The organism is Streptomyces sp. NPDC059850, from assembly GCF_042731515.1.
Classification (GTDB): Bacteria; Actinomycetota; Actinomycetes; order Streptomycetales; family Streptomycetaceae; genus Streptomyces.
In genome coordinates, this window is record NZ_JBHWJI010000018.1 from 41,423 (window position 1) to 57,874 (window position 16,452).

General features: G+C 70.9%; 17 protein-coding genes. 1 reads left to right on the forward strand and 16 read right to left on the reverse strand.

Annotated features, from left to right (window positions below):
- Positions 1-24: 24 nt before the first annotated feature.
- The 12 genes from ACFV9T_RS17190 to ACFV9T_RS17245 all read right to left on the reverse strand — a co-directional run bounded on the left by ACFV9T_RS17190 (position 25) and on the right by ACFV9T_RS17245 (position 12,326).
- Positions 25-759 carry a DUF3159 domain-containing protein gene (locus tag ACFV9T_RS17190; protein ID WP_385440963.1) on the reverse strand — a complete coding sequence of 245 codons (735 nt, stop codon included), beginning with the start codon at positions 757-759 and terminating at the stop codon, positions 25-27.
- A 3-nt stretch (positions 760-762) separates the two neighbouring features.
- The gene (locus ACFV9T_RS17195; protein ID WP_184503503.1) at positions 763-1,173 is read right to left on the reverse strand and encodes an OB-fold nucleic acid binding domain-containing protein; all 411 of its coding nucleotides are present in this window, start codon (positions 1,171-1,173) and stop codon (positions 763-765) included.
- Between the two features lie 40 nt (positions 1,174-1,213).
- Positions 1,214-1,897, reverse strand: a complete 684-nt coding sequence (locus tag ACFV9T_RS17200) for a response regulator (RefSeq protein WP_385440966.1) — start codon at positions 1,895-1,897, stop codon at positions 1,214-1,216.
- Positions 1,894-4,473, reverse strand: coding sequence for an ATP-binding protein (locus tag ACFV9T_RS17205; RefSeq protein WP_385440969.1), 2,580 nt, complete (start codon positions 4,471-4,473; stop codon positions 1,894-1,896). The genes ACFV9T_RS17200 and ACFV9T_RS17205 overlap by 4 nt, the downstream gene beginning before the upstream one ends.
- Positions 4,474-4,526: 53 nt before the next feature.
- A complete protein-coding gene (gene kdpC, locus ACFV9T_RS17210) occupies positions 4,527-5,183 on the reverse strand; it encodes a potassium-transporting ATPase subunit KdpC (RefSeq protein ID WP_385440971.1) in 657 nt (218 codons plus the stop codon).
- Between the two features lie 10 nt (positions 5,184-5,193).
- Positions 5,194-7,302 (reverse strand): potassium-transporting ATPase subunit KdpB, encoded by a 2,109-nt coding sequence (gene kdpB, locus ACFV9T_RS17215; RefSeq protein WP_385440974.1) that lies wholly within the window; start codon positions 7,300-7,302, stop codon positions 5,194-5,196.
- Positions 7,299-8,984: a potassium-transporting ATPase subunit KdpA gene (gene kdpA / locus ACFV9T_RS17220; protein WP_385440977.1), complete on the reverse strand. Its 1,686-nt coding sequence runs from the start codon at positions 8,982-8,984 to the stop codon at positions 7,299-7,301. Before kdpA ends, kdpB begins: the two co-directional genes overlap by 4 nt.
- A 7-nt stretch (positions 8,985-8,991) precedes the next feature.
- Positions 8,992-9,081 (reverse strand): K(+)-transporting ATPase subunit F, encoded by a 90-nt coding sequence (gene kdpF / locus ACFV9T_RS17225; RefSeq protein ID WP_037817630.1) that lies wholly within the window; start codon positions 9,079-9,081, stop codon positions 8,992-8,994.
- 307 nt (positions 9,082-9,388) lie between these two features.
- A complete protein-coding gene (locus ACFV9T_RS17230) occupies positions 9,389-10,279 on the reverse strand; it encodes a hypothetical protein (protein ID WP_385440980.1) in 891 nt (296 codons plus the stop codon).
- Positions 10,280-10,442: 163 nt separating this feature from the next.
- Positions 10,443-11,231 carry a DUF3710 domain-containing protein gene (locus tag ACFV9T_RS17235; RefSeq protein ID WP_385440982.1) on the reverse strand — a complete coding sequence of 263 codons (789 nt, stop codon included), beginning with the start codon at positions 11,229-11,231 and terminating at the stop codon, positions 10,443-10,445.
- A 1-nt stretch (position 11,232) separates the two neighbouring features.
- Positions 11,233-11,748 carry a dUTP diphosphatase gene (gene dut / locus ACFV9T_RS17240; protein ID WP_079038332.1) on the reverse strand — a complete coding sequence of 172 codons (516 nt, stop codon included), beginning with the start codon at positions 11,746-11,748 and terminating at the stop codon, positions 11,233-11,235.
- The gene (locus ACFV9T_RS17245) at positions 11,745-12,326 is read right to left on the reverse strand and encodes a PaaI family thioesterase (RefSeq protein ID WP_385440985.1); all 582 of its coding nucleotides are present in this window, start codon (positions 12,324-12,326) and stop codon (positions 11,745-11,747) included. The genes dut and ACFV9T_RS17245 overlap by 4 nt, the downstream gene beginning before the upstream one ends.
- A 59-nt stretch (positions 12,327-12,385) precedes the next feature.
- Between ACFV9T_RS17245 and ACFV9T_RS17250 the strand changes: the two genes are divergently transcribed.
- Positions 12,386-12,829, forward strand: coding sequence for a DUF3093 domain-containing protein (locus ACFV9T_RS17250; RefSeq protein WP_385440987.1), 444 nt, complete (start codon positions 12,386-12,388; stop codon positions 12,827-12,829).
- Positions 12,830-12,855: 26 nt separating this feature from the next.
- Here ACFV9T_RS17250 and ACFV9T_RS17255 read toward each other — a convergent pair whose 3' ends face one another.
- The 4 genes from ACFV9T_RS17255 to ACFV9T_RS17270 form a co-directional block, all read right to left on the reverse strand.
- Positions 12,856-13,608, reverse strand: coding sequence for a hypothetical protein (locus tag ACFV9T_RS17255; RefSeq protein ID WP_385441145.1), 753 nt, complete (start codon positions 13,606-13,608; stop codon positions 12,856-12,858).
- Between the two features lie 56 nt (positions 13,609-13,664).
- Positions 13,665-13,967, reverse strand: coding sequence for a DUF4193 domain-containing protein (locus ACFV9T_RS17260; protein WP_014175864.1), 303 nt, complete (start codon positions 13,965-13,967; stop codon positions 13,665-13,667).
- A 413-nt stretch (positions 13,968-14,380) separates the two neighbouring features.
- Positions 14,381-15,616 (reverse strand): sensor histidine kinase, encoded by a 1,236-nt coding sequence (locus tag ACFV9T_RS17265; protein ID WP_385440990.1) that lies wholly within the window; start codon positions 15,614-15,616, stop codon positions 14,381-14,383.
- A gap of 5 nt (positions 15,617-15,621) precedes the next feature.
- The gene (locus tag ACFV9T_RS17270) at positions 15,622-16,275 is read right to left on the reverse strand and encodes a response regulator transcription factor (protein ID WP_358620699.1); all 654 of its coding nucleotides are present in this window, start codon (positions 16,273-16,275) and stop codon (positions 15,622-15,624) included.
- Positions 16,276-16,452: the final 177 nt, after the last annotated feature.

The window sequence follows — 16,452 nt, forward strand, 5'->3', positions numbered from 1 at the left end:
GGCTTCGTACGACACACAGTGTGCTCAGTGCCGGGGCGCGCTCTCGCTCTCGCGCTCCCGCTCCGCCTTCTCCTCGGCCTCCATCTCGGCGATCACGTCGATCGGCGGCGGGGCCTTGGCGAGGAAGATCCACGTCAGGTAGACGCACAGCAGGAACGGCGGAATGCCCAGCGCCACCTTGACCCAGCCCAGCTGGGTGACGTCCCCCCACCAGTAGAGCGGGAAGAGGATCGCCGACTTGGCGAGCAGGATCAGCCCCCACGCCCAGGTGGCCCGGGTGTAGGCGCGGAACCGGCCGGGGTTGCGGGTGCGCCAGGAGAGGTTCTCCTTGAGCATCGGCCCGAGCAGCACGCCGATCAGCGGATAGCGGAAGATCGCCGAGAGGACGTACGCGATCGCCAGGCCGAGCGTGTAGAGCATGCCCGGCAGGTAGAAGTTCTTGGCGTCGCCGGACATCATCGCGAAGATCGCGCCGAACGCGACCCCGAAGACCCCGCTGAAGGCGTGCTTCAGCGTCTCCTTGCGCGCCAGCCGGATCAGCCCCAGCAGCACGGTGAGACCGAGCGCGGCGATCGCGGCCAGGTGGATGTCGCGCTTGATCGTGTAGAGCAGGACGAAGACCAGCCCGGGGACGGTGGTGTCCACCATCCCCTTCACCCCGCCGAACGCCTCCAGGAGCGCGGTGTCCGCCGCCGCCCTGCTCTGCGGGGTGGCGGCATCCTGATGGTCGGTCGGGGTCGTCTTGTCGTCAGACGTCACCGGCTACTCCTGTCCGAGCGGTCGGAGTTCGTACTTCGGATTGAACAGCACGCGGCGCCCGTGACTCATGGAGATCCGGCCGGTGGCGATGAGCTTGCGGCCCGGTTCTATGCCGATGATGGAGCGGCGGCCCAGCCACACCACGTCGAGGGCGGCGGTGCCGTCGAAGAGTTCCGCCTCCAGCGCGGGCACCCCGGCCCGCGGCCGCAGCGTGACCGTGCGCAGTGTACCCGTCACCTTGACTATCTGACGGTCGCCGCAGTCGCCGATCTTGGTGCAGCCCGCGTCTTCCGCGTCCTGCTGCAGCTCGGCGGAGTGCAGCTCCTCCTGGGAGCTGGACAGCCGGTCGATCATCCGCCGGAAGCGGCCGACCGGCTTGTCACGCTTCCCGGGGGGCTGGGGTACGGAACTCATACGGCCAGCGTACCGGTGAGGCCCCGCCGGATCGCCGCGCTCACCGTTCGAAGCGGTACCCCATCCCCGGCTCGGTGACGAAGTGCCGGGGATGCGACGGGTCGTTCTCCAGCTTGCGGCGCAACTGCGCCATATAGACGCGCAGGTAGTTGGTCTCGGTGCCGTACGAGGGCCCCCAGACCTCCTGCAGCAGCTGCTTCTGGCTGACGAGGCGGCCCTCGTTGCGCACCAGCACCTCCAGCAGATGCCATTCGGTGGGCGTCAGCCGGACGTCGCGGCCGTCGCGGTGCGCCTTCTTGGCGGCCAGGTCGACGCTGAACCCCCCGGTCACGACGACCGCCGCGGCGTCGGACGGACCCGACGGCTCGGCGCGGCGGACCGCGGCGCGCAGCCGGGCCAGCAGCTCGTCCATGCCGAAGGGCTTGGTGACGTAGTCGTCGGCCCCGGCGTCCAGGGCCTCGACCTTCTCGTCGGATGTCTGCCGGGCTGAGAGCACCAGGATCGGCACCCGGGTCCAGCCCCGCAGCCCCTTGATCACTTCCACGCCGTCCATGTCGGGCAGGCCCAGGTCGAGCACGACCACGTCAGGGTGGCGGGCGGCGGCGAGCTTCAGGGCGGTCGCGCCGTCCCCGGCGGCGTCGACCTCGTACTTGCGCGCCTTCAGGTTGATCACGAGGGCGCGTACGATCTGCGGCTCGTCGTCCACCACGAGCACCCGGTTCATCTGACGGCCTGCCTCTCCGTTGTGCCCCGCGGATCGTGCCCCGGGCGGCCGGGGGCGGCCCGCAGGGTCAGCACCATGGTCATCCCGCCTCCCGGGGTGTCCTCGGCGGCCAGCGATCCGCCCATCGCCTCCACGAAGCCGCGGGCGACGGCGAGCCCGAGGCCGACGCCGGAGCCGCGCGGGGCGTCCCCGTAGCGCTGGAAGGGTTCGAAGATACGGTCCTTCGCGGCGTCCGGCACACCGGGGCCCCGGTCGGCGACGCGCAGCTCGACCCGCTCGCCGAGCGCGCTCGCGGAGACCAGCACGGGCCGGTCCCGGGGGCTGTACTTCACCGCGTTCTCGACGATGTTGGCGACGCCGCGCTCCAGCAGCCCCGGGTCGACCGCGACCATCGGCAGGTCCTCGGGGATCTCCAGGGTGACGTCCGCCTCCGGGACGCCGACCAGCGCCATCGGCACCACCTCGTCCAGGTCGATCTCCCGGATGAGGGGGGCGACGGTGCCGGTCTGCAGCCGGGACATGTCGAGCAGGTTGCCCACCAGGTGGTCGAGGCGGTCCGCGCCGTCCTCGATGCCCTCCAGCAGCTCCGCCTCGTCCTCCGGGGACCAGGCCACGTCGTCCGCGCGCAGGGAGGAGACGGCCGCCTTGATGGCCGCGAGCGGGGTGCGCAGATCGTGGCTGACGGCGGCCAGCAACGCGGTACGGATGCGGTTGCCCTCGGCCAGCTCGCGGGCCCGCTCCGCCTCCCCCACCAGCCGCTGCCGGTCCAGGACGACGGCGGCCTGGGCGGCGAAGGCGGCCAGCACCCGGCGGTCCTCGGCGGGCAGCACCCGGCCGGACAGCGCGAGCGCCATATGGTCGCCGACCGGCATGTCCACGTCCGCGTCCTCGGGCCGCTCCGGCGGCGGTACGCCCGCGGTGCCGCCGACGCTGCCCGCGCGGGTCCAGGGCGCGACGTCGCCCTCCCGCTCCAGCAGGGCCACCGTGTCCATGCCGAACGTCTCGCGGACCCGCTCCAGCAGCGCCTCCAGGCTGGTCTCCCCGCGCAGCACGCTGCCCGCGAGGAAGGACAGCACCTCGGACTCGGCGCGCAGCCGCGCGGCCTGGTGGGTGCGGCGCGCGGCCAGGTCGACGACGGAGGCGACGCTGACCGCCACCGCCACGAAGATCACTATGGCGACGAGGTTCTCGGGGTCGGCGATGGTCCAGGTGTGGGTGGGCGGGGTGAAGTAGTAGTTGAGCAGCAGCGATCCGACGGCCGCCGAGGCGAGGGCGGGCAGCATCCCGCCCAGCAGGGCCGCCAGCACGTTGAGGAAGAGGAACAGCAGCACCTCGTTGGCGAAGCCGGGACCGGCGTCCGCGGTGAGCGTGGCGCCCGTGGCGGTGAGCCCCAGGGTGAGCAGGACGGGCCCGGCGATCCCGACCAGCCAGCCCGCGATCAGCCGGGAGCGGCCGAGCCGGGCGCCGCGCGCGACCGGCAGTCCGCGCCCCTTGGCGACCTCCTCGTGGGTGACGATGTGCACGTCCAGATCGGGCCCGGACTCCCGGGCCACGGTCGCGCCCACCCCCGGCCCGAAGACGTACTGCCAGGCCTTGCGGCGGCTGGAACCGAGCACGATCTGGGTGGCGTTGACGCCGCGTGCGAACTCCAGCAGCGCGCCCGGGATGTCCTCTCCGATGACGTGGTGGAAGGTGCCGCCCAGGTCCTCGACCAGGGTGCGCTGGACCGCCAGCTCCTTCGGGGAGGCCGAGGTGAGGCCGTCGCTGCGGGCGATGTAGACGGCCAGGATCTCGCTGCCGGAGCCTTTGGCGGCCATCCGGGAGGCGCGCCGTATGAGCGTGCGCCCCTCGGGGCCGCCGGTGAGCCCGACGACGATGCGCTCGCGCGCCTGCCAGGTGGAGCGGATGCTGTGCTCGTCGCGGTACTGCTGGAGGTATTCGTCCACCCGGTCGGCGGTCCACAGCAGGGCCAGTTCGCGCAGCGCGGTGAGGTTCCCGGGCCGGAAGTAGTTGGACAGCGCGGCGTCGACCTTGTCGGGCGCGTAGATGTTGCCGTGCGCCATGCGGCGGCGCAGCGCCTGGGGCGACATGTCGACCAGCTCGATCTGGTCGGCGCGGCGCACCACCTCGTCGGGCACGGTCTCCCGCTGCCGGACGCCCGTTATCGACTCCACGACGTCCCCCAGCGACTCCAGGTGCTGGATGTTGACGGTGGAGACGACGTCGATCCCGGCCTTCAGCAGCTCCTCGATGTCCTGCCAGCGCTTGGTGTTGCGGGAGCCGGGGACGTTGGTGTGGGCCAGCTCGTCAATGAGCGCGACGCCGGGGCGGCGGGCGAGCACGGCGTCCACGTCCATCTCGGTGAAGACGGCGTCGCGGTACTCCAGCTCCCGGCGGGGCACCTCCTCCAGGCCGTGCATCATCACCTCGGTGCGGCGGCGGCCGTGGTGCTCCACGAAGCCGACCACCAGGTCGGTGCCCCGCTCGACCCGCCGGTGCCCCTCGGACAGCATCGCGTAGGTCTTGCCGACGCCCGGCGCCGCGCCGAGGTAGATCCGGAGTTTGCCGCGTCCCATGCCCCTATTTTCCCCGTTCGCTCATTTTTCCTGTGCGCCTGTGCGCGGCGGTGTCAGCGCCGGGCGAGCTGCTTCAGCGCGATGTTCAGCTCCAGGACGTTGACGTGCGGCTCGCCGAGGAAGCCGAGCTGGCGGCCGTCGGTGTGGTCCTCGACCAGCCGGGCGACCTCGGCGCGGGGCAGCCCGTTGGCCTTGGCCACCCGGCCGACCTGGAGATCGGCGTACGCGGGCGAGATGTCCGGGTCGACGCCGGAGGCGGAGGCGGTGACCGCGTCCGGGGGCACGGCGGCGGGCGGGACCTTGTTGAAGGCGGCGATCTGGGCGCGGCGGTCGTCGACCTGCCCGCGCAGCACCGTGCTGTCGGCGGCGAGGTTGGAGCCGCCCGAGACGATGATCTTGTACTGGGTGTTGACGGTGTTGGTGCCCGCCGCCGAGGGGCGGGGCTGGAAGTACGCCGGGTCCGGCAGCGGGTTCCCGTCCTTGTCCTTCCGGTCGAGGGTGTACGTCTGGCCGATGAGCGAGGAGCCCACCGTCCTGCCGTCCGCCCGCACCTCCGAGCCGTTCGCCCGGTGCGGGAAGGCGGCCTGGGCGATGCCGGTGACGGCGAGGGGGTAGAGCACCCCGCAGAGCACCGTGAGGGCGAGCAGGGCGCGCAGTGCGGCGCCTGCCAGCCGGGCGGTGGAGCGTGCTGTGCCGTTGAGAATGGTCATGGTCTTCCAGTCACCCGATGCCCGGTATGAGGGAGATGATCAGGTCGATGATCTTGATGCCGATGAACGGGGCGATGAGCCCGCCCAGGCCGTAGAGGGCGAGGTTGCGGCGGAGCATCCGGTCGGCGCTCATCGGGCGGTAGCGCACGCCCCGCAGGGCGAGCGGCACCAGCGCGACGATGATCAGCGCGTTGAAGACGACCGCGGACAGGATCGCCGACTGGGCCGAGGCCAGCTGCATGATGTTGAGCGCGTCCAGGCCCTGGTAGCCCGCCACGCCCGCGAACATCGCCGGGATGATCGCGAAGTACTTCGCGACGTCGTTGGCGATCGAGAAGGTGGTCAGCGCGCCCCGGGTGATCAGCAGCTGCTTGCCGATCTCGACGATCTCGATGAGCTTGGTCGGGTTGGAGTCCAGGTCGACCATGTTCCCGGCCTCCTTGGCGGCCGAGGTGCCGGTGTTCATGGCCACGCCGACGTCCGCCTGGGCGAGCGCCGGGGCGTCGTTCGTACCGTCGCCGGTCATCGCGACCAGCTTCCCGCCCGCCTGCTCGCGCTTGATGAGCGCCATCTTGTCCTCGGGCGTGGCCTCCGCCAGGAAGTCGTCCACCCCCGCCTCATCGGCGATCGCCTTCGCGGTCAGCGGGTTGTCGCCCGTGATCATCACGGTCTTGATGCCCATCCGGCGCAGCTCGTCGAACCGGTCCCGCATACCCTCCTTGACGACGTCCTTGAGGTGGATCACGCCGAGCACCCGCGGGCCGTCCGCGTCCTCGACCGCGACCAGCAGCGGGGTGCCGCCCGCCGCCGAGATGAGGTCGACCTTGTCCTGGGCGTCGGGCGAGACCTGTCCGCCCCGTTCGCCGACCCAGGCGACGATGGCACCCGCCGCGCCCTTGCGCACCCTGGTGCCGTCCACGTCGACGCCGGACATCCGGGTCTGCGCGGTGAAGGGTACGAACTCCGCGTGGCCGAGTTCGCCCTCGTGGCGGGCGCGCAGGCCGTACGCCTCCTTGGCGAGGACCACGATCGAGCGGCCCTCGGGCGTCTCGTCCGCGAGCGAGGAGAGCTGGGCGGCGTCCGCGAGCGCCGCCGCGGTCACCCCGCTCACCGGGACGAACTCCGCGGCCTGCCTATTGCCGAGCGTGATGGTGCCGGTCTTGTCGAGCAGCAGCGTGGAGACATCGCCCGCCGCCTCGACCGCGCGCCCGGACATCGCCAGCACATTGCGCTGGACCAGCCGGTCCATGCCCGCGATGCCGATCGCCGAGAGCAGGGCGCCGATGGTGGTCGGGATGAGGCACACCAGCAGCGCGGCGAGCACGATCATGGTCTGCTCGGCGCCCGCGTAGATCGCGAACGGCTGGAGGGTGACGACCGCCAGCAGGAAGACGATGGTCAGCGAGGCCAGCAGGATGTTGAGCGCGATCTCGTTCGGGGTCTTCTGCCGGGCGGCACCCTCGACCAGGTTGATCATCCGGTCGATGAAGGTCTCCCCCGGCTTTGTCGTGATCTTGATGACGATGCGGTCGGAGAGCACCTTGGTGCCGCCGGTCACCGCGCACCGGTCGCCGCCAGACTCGCGGATGACCGGCGCGGACTCGCCGGTGATGGCCGATTCGTCGACGGACGCGACGCCCTCGACGACATCGCCGTCGCCCGGGATGACCTCGCCCGCCTCGCAGACCACCAGATCGCCGACGCGCAGCGCGGTGCCCGGCACCCGCTCCTCGCCGCCGCCCGCCAGCCGCCGGGCCTCGGTGTCGGTCTTGGCCTTGCGCAGGGTGTCGGCCTGCGCCTTGCCGCGCCCCTCGGCGACGGCCTCGGCGAGATTGGCGAAGATCACGGTCAGCCACAGCCAGACCGCGATCGCCCAGCCGAACCAGTCGCCGGGGTTCAGGGCGGCCAGCACGGTGGTGAGCACCGAGCCGATCTCCACCACGAACATCACCGGGGACTTCGCCATCACCCGCGGATCGAGCTTGCGGAAGGCGTCCGGCAGCGAGGTGAGCAGCTGCCGCGGTTCGAAGAGACCGCCGGAGACCCGGCTGCCCTCCGCGTCGTGCCGGTGCGGGCGCTCGCCGCCGGGGGCGGGGCGTACGGGAGTGGTCGTGCTCATGAGAGTCCCTCCGCCATCGGGCCAAGGGCCAGGGCCGGGAAGTAGGTGAGACCGGTGACGATGATGATCGCGCCGACCAGCAGCCCCGCGAAGAGCGGCTTCTCGGTGCGCAGGGTGCCCGCCGTCTCGGGGACGGGCTTCTGCTCGGCGAGCGAACCGGCCAGCGCCAGGATGAAGACCATCGGCAGGAAGCGGCCGAGCAGCATCGCGAGGCCGATCGTGGTGTTGTACCAGTCGGTGTTGGCGTTCAGGCCCGCGAAGGCGGAGCCGTTGTTGTTGGCGCCGGAGGTGAAGGCGTACAGCACCTCGGAGAAGCCGTGCGCCCCGCTGTGGCCCGTCGCGTTCCCCGCGGTGTTGAGGATCGAGTCCGGCGGGGTGGACAGCACCATGGACAGGGCGGTGAAGCCGAGCGCCAGGGTCGGGGTGACGAGGATGTAGCAGGCGGCGAGCTTGATCTCGCGGGAGCCGATCTTCTTGCCCAGGTACTCGGGCGTACGGCCGACCATGAGCCCCGCGATGAAGACCGCGATCACGGCCATGACGAGCATGCCGTAGAGGCCGGAGCCCACCCCGCCGGGGGCGATCTCGCCGAGCATCATGCCCAGCAGCGCGATGCCGCCGCCGAAACCGGTGAAGGAGGAGTGCATGGCATCCACCGCGCCGGTGGAGGTCAGCGTCGTACTCGTCGCGAAGATCGAGGACGCGCCGATCCCGAACCGCTGCTCCTTGCCCTCCATCGCGCCGCCCGCCGCCTGGAGCGCCGGGCCGCCGTGGTGGAACTCGGTCCACATCATGAGCGACACGAAGCCGAGCCAGATCAGGCCCATGGCGGCGAGGATCGCGTACCCCTGGCGGACGTTCCCGACGAGCACGCCGAAGGTGCGGGTGAGCGAGAACGGGATGACGAGGATCAGGAAGATCTCGAAGAGGTTGGTGAAGGCGTTGGGGTTCTCGAACGGGTAGGCGGAATTGGCGTTGAAGAAGCCGCCGCCGTTGGTGCCGATCTCCTTGATGGCCTCCTGCGAGGCGACCGCCCCGCCGTTCATCTGCTGGCTGCCGCCGGTGAGCTGCCCGACCTCGTGGATGCCCGCGAAGTTCTGGATCGCGCCACACGCCACCAGCACGACGGCCGCGATCACCGCCATCGGGATCAGGACGCGGACGGTCGTGCGTACCAGGTCGGCCCAGAAGTTGCCCAGCTCGCCGGTGCGGGAGCGGGCGAAGCCCCGGACGAGCGCGATGGCCACCGCGATGCCGACGGCGGCGGACAGGAAGTTCTGCACCGCGAGCCCGGCCGTCTGGACGACATGGCCCATGGCCTGCTCGCCCGCGTAGGACTGCCAGTTGGTGTTGGAGACGAAGGACGCGGCGGTGTTGAAGGCCTGCGCCGGGGTGATCGAGGAGAAGCCGAGCGAGAGCGGCAGGGCGCCTTGGACGCGCTGCAGCAGATACAGGAAGAGGACGCTGACGCCGGAGAAGGCGAGCACTCCGCGCAGATACGCGGGCCAGCGCATCCGGGTGTCCGGATCGGCGCCGATACAGCGGTAGATCCACCGCTCGGCGCGCAGATGGTTCCCGGAGCGGTAGACGGCGGCCATGTAGTCGCCGAGCGGCCGGTACACCAGGGCGAGCGCGCCGATGAGCGCGGCGAGCTGGAGCACCGCGGCGAGTTCGGAACTCATGACGCCCTCAGAACCTCTCGGGGAAGAGGAGGGCGAGGACCAGATAGCCCAGCAGCGCGACGGCCACGACCAGGCCGACGACGTTCTCGGCGGTCACAGCTTCGTCACCCCTTTGGCGACGAGGGCCACCAGCGCGAAGACCGCGAGCGTGACGACGACGAAGGCCAGGTCGGCCATCGTGGGCTCCTAGAGGATCGGTGGAGTGCTGACCTCTAGAGGAAACCCCTGTTCGGAGCGTGTGAGCCCGCCGTTGACGGCTCCCTTACGGCGGTGCCCGCGCTCTTGACGCTTCCCTGACGCCGGGCGGGCCGCACCACACATAGCCGGTGGGCCGTACTCCGCAGAGAAAAGTACGGCCCACCGGTAGAACGCTCACATCATCAGCCGAGCCTTACGCCGGGGACTCAGCCGGATGCGAGCGAGCAGCCCGCCAGGGCGTCAAGACCGGAGGGGGCGGTCGAGCCCTGGCGGGAGAATGAGATCTCTATGCGGTCGATCGTGGACTTCCGCTTGTCCGCCAGCGGGCCCAGGATCGCGTTCTGGACGAAGTTCGGGCCGCCCTGGCCCGCGGAGGTCTCGAGTCTCTTGTTGGCCTCGCTGAGCTGCGTGTCCAGCAGCGCGAGGTTGCGGTCCACCTCCGCCTGGGCGGCGGCCGGCACATCGCCGATCTCCCCGGCGACGTCCGGGCAGCTGATCGTCTGGCCGGAACCGGCGCCCGCGCCGGTGTCCGCGCCTTCGTCGGCACCGGCACCCGTGTCCGCACCCGCGTCCGCGCCGGTCTCCGCCGCGGGGTCGGCCGAGGCCGCGGCCGTCGGGTCCGCCCCGGCGCCCGACTCGGCACCCGCCCCGGCGTCGCCGCCGGACACCGAGCACTCGGCGAGCGCGTCCAGACCGGTCGGCTTCTCGGCGCGGCGCCCGATGGAGATCGCGATGCGGTCGAGGGTGGACTTCCGCTTGTCCGCCAGCGGACCGAGGATCGCGTTCTGCACGAAGTTCGGGCCGCCTTCGCCCGCGCTGGTGCTCAGCCGCTTGTTCGCCTCGGCGAGCTGGGTGTCCAGGAGGGCGAGGTTACGGTCCACCTCCGCCTTGGCCTCCGCAGGGATCTCCGGGAGGGATCCCTCCACGGCGGGGCAGCTGATGGAGGACGCGGCCTTGACCGACGCCTTGTCCGTGCCGCTGCTGTCGTCCTGACCGGCCATGGCGGCTCCCACCGCGACGGACGCACAGGTAATACCGCCGATCACACCGGCGACAACAATCCGCCGACGGTGAAGTAACGGAAGGCCTCGGGACATTGATCACTCACCTCGTTGAGGTCGGACAGGGGGTCTCCCCCATCAGTACGCCCCGGGTCGCACCAGTGTTCAACGTGATGCGAAAAAAAGTCGAAGGGGTCCGGGAACATTCCCCGGACCCCTTCGGACCTCGGCTTTACGCGCTCGGCGCGGCCTCCGGCCGTCAGCGCACCTCGGTGATCTCCGGACCGCGCTGAAGCTGGTCGGCGCCGCCCGCGAAGCGCGAGCCCTGCGCTTCCTCCTGCTGCACCCCGTCGGGCACCATCTGCGCGTCGTTCGGCAGCTTGAGCACGATCGGGTCGCGCGGGGCCATCGGGCCCTCACCGCGCACCACGACCGTGTCCTGGAAGATCGCCTCCAGCAGGCTGCCGGTCTCGGGCTGCACGGCGCCCTGCCCGGAGATCACTCCGCGCAGGAACCAGCGGGGCCCGTCGACGCCGATGAAGCGCACCACCTGGACGCCGTTCTTGCCGTCCGGCAGCTGTACGGGCACCTGGGCCCGCAGCTCCCAGCCGAGCGGGCCCTCGACCTCGTCCACCACACCGCCCTGCTGGGTGATGCCGGTGGCGATCTCGTCCCGTACCTCGCCCCAGATGCCTTCCTTCTTGGGCGCGGCGAACGCCTGCAGCTGCACGGCGCTGTCCCGCAGCACCACGGTGGCGGCCACGATCGCGTCCCCCGCGACCTCCACCCGCAGCTCCATGCCCTCGACACCGGGCACGAACATGCCGCCGAGGTCCACCCGGCCCTCGCCGGGCTCCCGCACCTCGGACACGTCCCACGGGCCGTCGGGGCGTGGCGCGGGAGGCAGGCTCACCCTCGTGGCCTCCTCGTCGCCCTCGTCGAGGGCCGCCGCGTCCTCCGCGTCCTCCGCGTCCTCGGCCAACTCCTCGGAGGTCACGTCGAGCGACTCGACGTCCTCCTCGCTGCGCTTGCGGCGACGTCCGAACACGTCATCGTCCTTCCCGGTCGGAACCGACCGAAGCGTATCCATTCCCACCCGTTGTGCCGTCCACGGCGGCATGACCGCCGGTGGACCCGAAGCCCCCTTCGGCCCGCGCCGACCCGGGAAGCTCCGCCACCTCCTGGAAGCGCACCTTCTCGACCTGCTGGACGACCATCTGGGCGATCCGGTCGTAGCGCTCGAACCGCACGCTCTCGCGCGGGTCGAGATTGACCACGATCACCTTGATCTCTCCACGGTACCCGGCATCGATGGTCCCCGGGGCATTCACCATGGCGACCCCGCAGCGGGCGGCGAGTCCGGACCTCGGATGCACGAAGGCGGCATACCCCTCCGGGAGCGCGATAGACACTCCGGTGGGCAGAACCGCGCGCTCGCCCGGGGCCAGTTCCGCCGCCTCGGTGGTGACGAGATCGGCACCGGCGTCCCCCGGGTGGGCATACCCCGGGATCGGCACCTGGGGGTCCACCCTGCGGATCAACACGTCCACCGGTACGGGAGTCACGGATTCACCTCGAATGCGCGCGCGACCTTCAGCTGATCCGGGTCGGAGAGCGCCGCGTTGATCTCCTCCGACCGGCCGTTCTTGATGAAGTGGTCGACCGGCACCTCTATGAAGAGGGCCTCCGCGCGCACCGCGAGGGGCCCCTCGGGGCCCCCGATGCGGCCCGTGGCCGCGCAGTAGAGCTTGCGTCCGTGCACGGCGGTCACCCGTGCCTCCAGGTGCAGCACGGTGCCGACGGGCACCGGCCGGACGAAGTCCGTCTCCAGCCGCCCGGTCACCGCGATCACGCGCTGCAGCCAGTTGAGTGCCCCGAGCGCCTCGTCCAGCGCCGCGGTCAGCACCCCGCCGTGGGCGAGGCCCGGCGCGCCCTGGTGGGCGGTGTCGACGGTGAACTCGGCCGTGAGGCCGACCCCCTCGCCCGCCCGCACCCGAAGGCGCAGGCCGCCGCTCTGCTCACCGCACCCGAAGCACTGGTCGTAGTGCGCGCCGAGCGGCTCCCCTGGCGCGGGCGCGTCGGGGTGGCGCACGGGTGCCGTGGCGCCGTCCGGCGGCTTCAGCACTGTCGTTCTTCCACTCACAACGGCTGACCTTACCCGCGCGGGATGCCCCGGCAGGCGGCCATGCCAAGCTGATACGCATGCAGCCTTACGACGAACGTCTGACCGCGCCTCGTTCATGGTGGTTCATCGCGATTCTGATCGGGTTCGCGACGGCGTTGATCATGCTGCCGTTCGGCACGCTGCCGATGCTCGGCGGCCTGATCGGGGGCGGGGCGCTGGCCTGTGTCGCGGTGAGTTCGTACGGCTCGGCACGGGTGCGGGTGGTGGCGGACTCGCTGGTGGCGGGAGAGGCCAGGATCCCGGTGTCGGCGCTCGGGGCCGCCGAGGTGCTGGACGCCGACGAGGCGGCCGCCTGGCGGTCGTACAAGGCCGATCCGCGGGCCTTCATGCTGCTGCGGAGCTACATCCCGACCGCGCTGCGGGTCGAGGTCACGGATCCGCAGGATCCGACGCCGTACGTGTACGTCTCCACCCGGGACCCGGAGGGCCTGGCGGCGGCGCTGACGGCCGTACGCGCCTGACGGCCCCTTAAGGGGGCTCAGAGGGCTTAAGAGAGCTTGGGGGGCGGCAGTTCGCCGGGGGTGTCGCCGAGGGCTTCCGGGGCCGGGGGAAGGGCGTCCCAGGGCACCTGGCGGTCGCGCAGATCCTTGCGGATCTTGTGCGCGAGTCTCTTGGTGTCGCGCCGGTTCATCGAGGCGCCGATGGCCGCGCCGACCATGAAGGGCGCGAGGACCGGCAGATTCCGGAAGCTCCGTCTCACCACCTGCTGGCGCAGCTCGCGCTTCATCCGGACGTTCAGCGCGGCGTTGACGCTGCCGGGGACGGTGGGGTCGACCCCGCGCTCCTCGGCCCATGCGCTGAGGTAGACGGTGGCCCGCTGCCGCACGGTCCCGGGCGCCCGCAGCCCGTAGACCTCATGCAGCTCGGCGATGAGCTTGAACTCTATGGACGCCACGCCGACGATCTCGGCGGCCAGCTCGGTGGGCATGGCGGGCGGGGTTGGCAGCATCGCCGCCGCACCGACGCCCGCTCCCACGGTGGAGGTGCCGTTCGCCGCACCCGCCACCAGTTTGTCCGCGATCTCCTCCGGGCCGAGCCCGGGAAACTGCTTGCGGAGTGCCGCGAGGTCGCGGACCGGAATGCGCGGTGCGTTCGCCACGATCCGGTCAGCGACCGCGTTTACCCCCGCCCGGGCGCGGTCACCGCCCTGCCGAACGCCGCGGCCGAGGGCGGCCGCGAGCGAGGCCACCCGGCCCCGCTCGACATGCGCCTCGTCCACGCCGCCGTGCTCCGCGTCCATGCCGCCGTGCCCCGCGTCCACGCCGCCGTGCTCCGCGTCCACGCCTGGCCTGCGGCTCAGGCCGCGCAGTCGCGGCAGATCGGCTGGCCGTTCTTGGTCTCGTTGGCCAGCTGGCTGCGGTGGTGCACGAGGAAGCAGCTCATGCAGGTGAACTCGTCCGCCTGGCGGGGCAGCACCCGCACGGACAGCTCCTCGTTGGAGAGGTCCGCGCCGGGCAGTTCCAGGCCCTCGGCCTGCTCGAACTCATCGACGTCGACCGTGGACGCCGACTTGTCGTTCCGCCGGGCCTTGAGTTCCTCGATGCTGTCCTCGTTGACGTCATCGTCGGTCTTGCGTGGGGTGTCGTAATCCGTTGCCATGTCGCTCTCCCCCTCTGGGTGTCTGCGGTGTCTCAGCGCTCGTAACGCGTGAGAGGCCGGACTTGTGCCCGACCTGAGGCGGAGATTTTGCCTCACATCAAGGTCTGTTACTCAATCGACACCCAACCGCACCCCTGAAGAGGTGATCGGGTTGGATGGCCATCGGGACCGTACACGGTCCGAATGTCGCACTCTCGCGCGCCATGACGTGTACTTCCCGTGATCACGGTGCCTGAAAACCCGGATTTTTACGGCTTTCCGGCAACCGGCACGATCACGCAGAGTGTATGGCTTGAAAATCGCCCATGTGATCGATCACACACGATACAGGCGGTGGGCGGATCACGAAAATTCCGCCCAAAGCGAACACCCCACGAGGGTACTCCCCTTTCCAGCGTTCCGCCGTTCCGCGCTCAGACCGGGAGCACCACCCTCATGACCAGGCCACCGCCCTCGCGCGGCTCGGCCGCGATGCGGCCGCCGTGGGCGCGCGCCACCGAGCGGGCGATCGACAGTCCGAGGCCCACGCCCTTGTCGCTGCCCGTGCGCTCGGTGCGGAGCCTGCGGAAGGGCTCGAAGATGTTGTCCATCTCGTACGCCGGGACCACCGGGCCGGTGTTCGCGACCACCAGCACCGCCTGCCCCTGCCGCACCTCGGTGGTCACCTCCACCCATCCGTGGTCGGGAACGTTGTAGCGCACCGCGTTCTGTACCAGATTCAGCGCGATCCGCTCCAGCAGCACCCCGTTGCCCTGGACCACCGCGGCCGCCCGGTCGCCCCGGATCTCCACCCCCTTGGCCTGGGCCTCGGCCCGGACCTGTTCGAGGGCCTGGGAGGCGACCTCGGCGAGATCCACCGGCTTGCGGTCGACGATCTCGTTGTCGCTGCGGGCCAGCAGCAGCAGGCCCTCCACCAGCTGCTCGCTGCGCTCGTTGGTGGACAGCAGCGTCTTGCCTAGCTGGACCAGCTCCGGGGACGCCTGCGGATCGGACAACTGCACCTCCAGCAGGGTGCGGTTGATCGCCAGCGGGGTGCGCAGCTCGTGCGAGGCGTTGGCGACGAACCGCTGCTGGGCGGTGAACGCCCGGTCCAGCCGCTCCAGCATCTCGTCGAAGGTGTCCGCCAGCTCCTTCAGCTCGTCGTCCGGCCCGTCCAACTCGATCCGGCGGGACAGGTCCGAGCCCGCCACCTGACGCGCCGTACGGGTGATGCGGCCCAGCGGCGACAGCACCCGCCCGGCCATGGCGTAGCCGAACGCGAACGCGACCACGGCCAGCCCCAGCAGCGCCAGCAGCGAGCGGCGCAGCAGCCCGTCCAGGGCGTAGTCGCGCTGCTGCGACATGCACTGGGCCACCGCCCGGTTGAACGCGTCGTTGTTGCCCTGGCTGGGCAGATGGCACGTGTCGGAGGGCTTGTAGTCGATCCGCACGATCTGCAGCGGGAACTCGCTGCCCCGGCGGATGGCGTCGGCCGCCAGCAGATAGATGATCGTCAGCAGCAGCACCCCGGCGATCAGGAACATCCCGCCGTACAGCAGGGTGAGCCGTATCCGGATGGTGGGGCGCAGCCAGGGGTTGGGCGGTGAGGTGTGCCGCGGGTCCCAGCTGGGCTTGGGCGGGGCCGCCGGGGGGAGTGGGGTCGTGGCCATGCCCGTCAGATCCGGTAGCCCGAGCCGGGGACCGTGACGATCACCGCGGGCTCGCCGAGCTTGCGGCGCAGCGTCATGACGGTGACCCGGACGACGTTGGTGAACGGGTCCGTGTTCTCGTCCCAGGCCTTCTCCAGCAGCTGCTCGGCGGAGACCACGGCGCCCTCGCTGCGCATGAGGACCTCCAGCACCGCGAACTCCTTCGGCGCCAGCTGGATCTCCTTGCCGTCCCGGAACACCTCGCGGCGGTTCGGGTCCAGCTTGATCCCGGACCGCTCCAGGACCGGCGGCAGGGCGACGGTGGTCCGTCGGCCGAGCGCCCGCACCCGGGCGATCAGCTCGCTGAAGGCGAACGGCTTGGGGAGGTAGTCGTCGGCGCCGATCTCCAGCCCCTCGACGCGGTCGCTGACGTCGCCGGAGGCGGTGAGCATCAGGACGCGGGTGGGCATGCCGAGTTCGACGATCTTGCGGCACACGTCGTCACCGTGGACGAGCGGCAGGTCACGGTCGAGGACCACGACGTCGTAGTCGTTGACGGCGATGCGCTCCAGGGCGGCGGCACCGTCATACACGACGTCGACAGCCATGGCCTCCCGGCGTAGTCCGGTGGCCACCGCGTCGGCGAGCAGCTGCTCGTCCTCGACGACGAGTACACGCACGTCGTTGGTCCTTCCCTCATGGCCGCGGCGGGCTCTCGTGCTCCACAGCGTTCGGCGCCTCCATCCTGCCTCGAAGTCTCATAAACCGGCGGTAAGAGGTGCCGGGCGGCCGACTTCAAGATCATCGAGAAACTTTTCGCGGCGGAGGTTTCCGCTCCGAGTGGGGTGGGGAGGACG

Excerpts from the sequence above, each read along its gene's own strand:
- ACFV9T_RS17260 (WP_014175864.1), bottom strand. The coding sequence starts at position 13,967 with ATGGCAACGGATTACGACACCCCACGCAAGACCGACGATGACGTCAAC.
- kdpA (WP_385440977.1), bottom strand. The coding sequence starts at position 8,984 with ATGAGTTCCGAACTCGCCGCGGTGCTCCAGCTCGCCGCGCTCATCGGC.
- ACFV9T_RS17205 (WP_385440969.1), bottom strand. The coding sequence starts at position 4,473 with ATGGGACGCGGCAAACTCCGGATCTACCTCGGCGCGGCGCCGGGCGTC.
- ACFV9T_RS17255 (WP_385441145.1), bottom strand. The coding sequence starts at position 13,608 with ATGGACGCGGAGCACGGCGGCGTGGACGAGGCGCATGTCGAGCGGGGC.
- ACFV9T_RS17195 (WP_184503503.1), bottom strand. The coding sequence starts at position 1,173 with ATGAGTTCCGTACCCCAGCCCCCCGGGAAGCGTGACAAGCCGGTCGGC.
- ACFV9T_RS17200 (WP_385440966.1), bottom strand. The coding sequence starts at position 1,897 with ATGAACCGGGTGCTCGTGGTGGACGACGAGCCGCAGATCGTACGCGCC.
- ACFV9T_RS17250 (WP_385440987.1), top strand. The coding sequence starts at position 12,386 with ATGCAGCCTTACGACGAACGTCTGACCGCGCCTCGTTCATGGTGGTTC.
- ACFV9T_RS17230 (WP_385440980.1), bottom strand. The coding sequence starts at position 10,279 with ATGTCCCGAGGCCTTCCGTTACTTCACCGTCGGCGGATTGTTGTCGCC.
- ACFV9T_RS17265 (WP_385440990.1), bottom strand. The coding sequence starts at position 15,616 with ATGGCCACGACCCCACTCCCCCCGGCGGCCCCGCCCAAGCCCAGCTGG.
- kdpC (WP_385440971.1), bottom strand. The coding sequence starts at position 5,183 with ATGACCATTCTCAACGGCACAGCACGCTCCACCGCCCGGCTGGCAGGC.
- kdpB (WP_385440974.1), bottom strand. The coding sequence starts at position 7,302 with ATGAGCACGACCACTCCCGTACGCCCCGCCCCCGGCGGCGAGCGCCCG.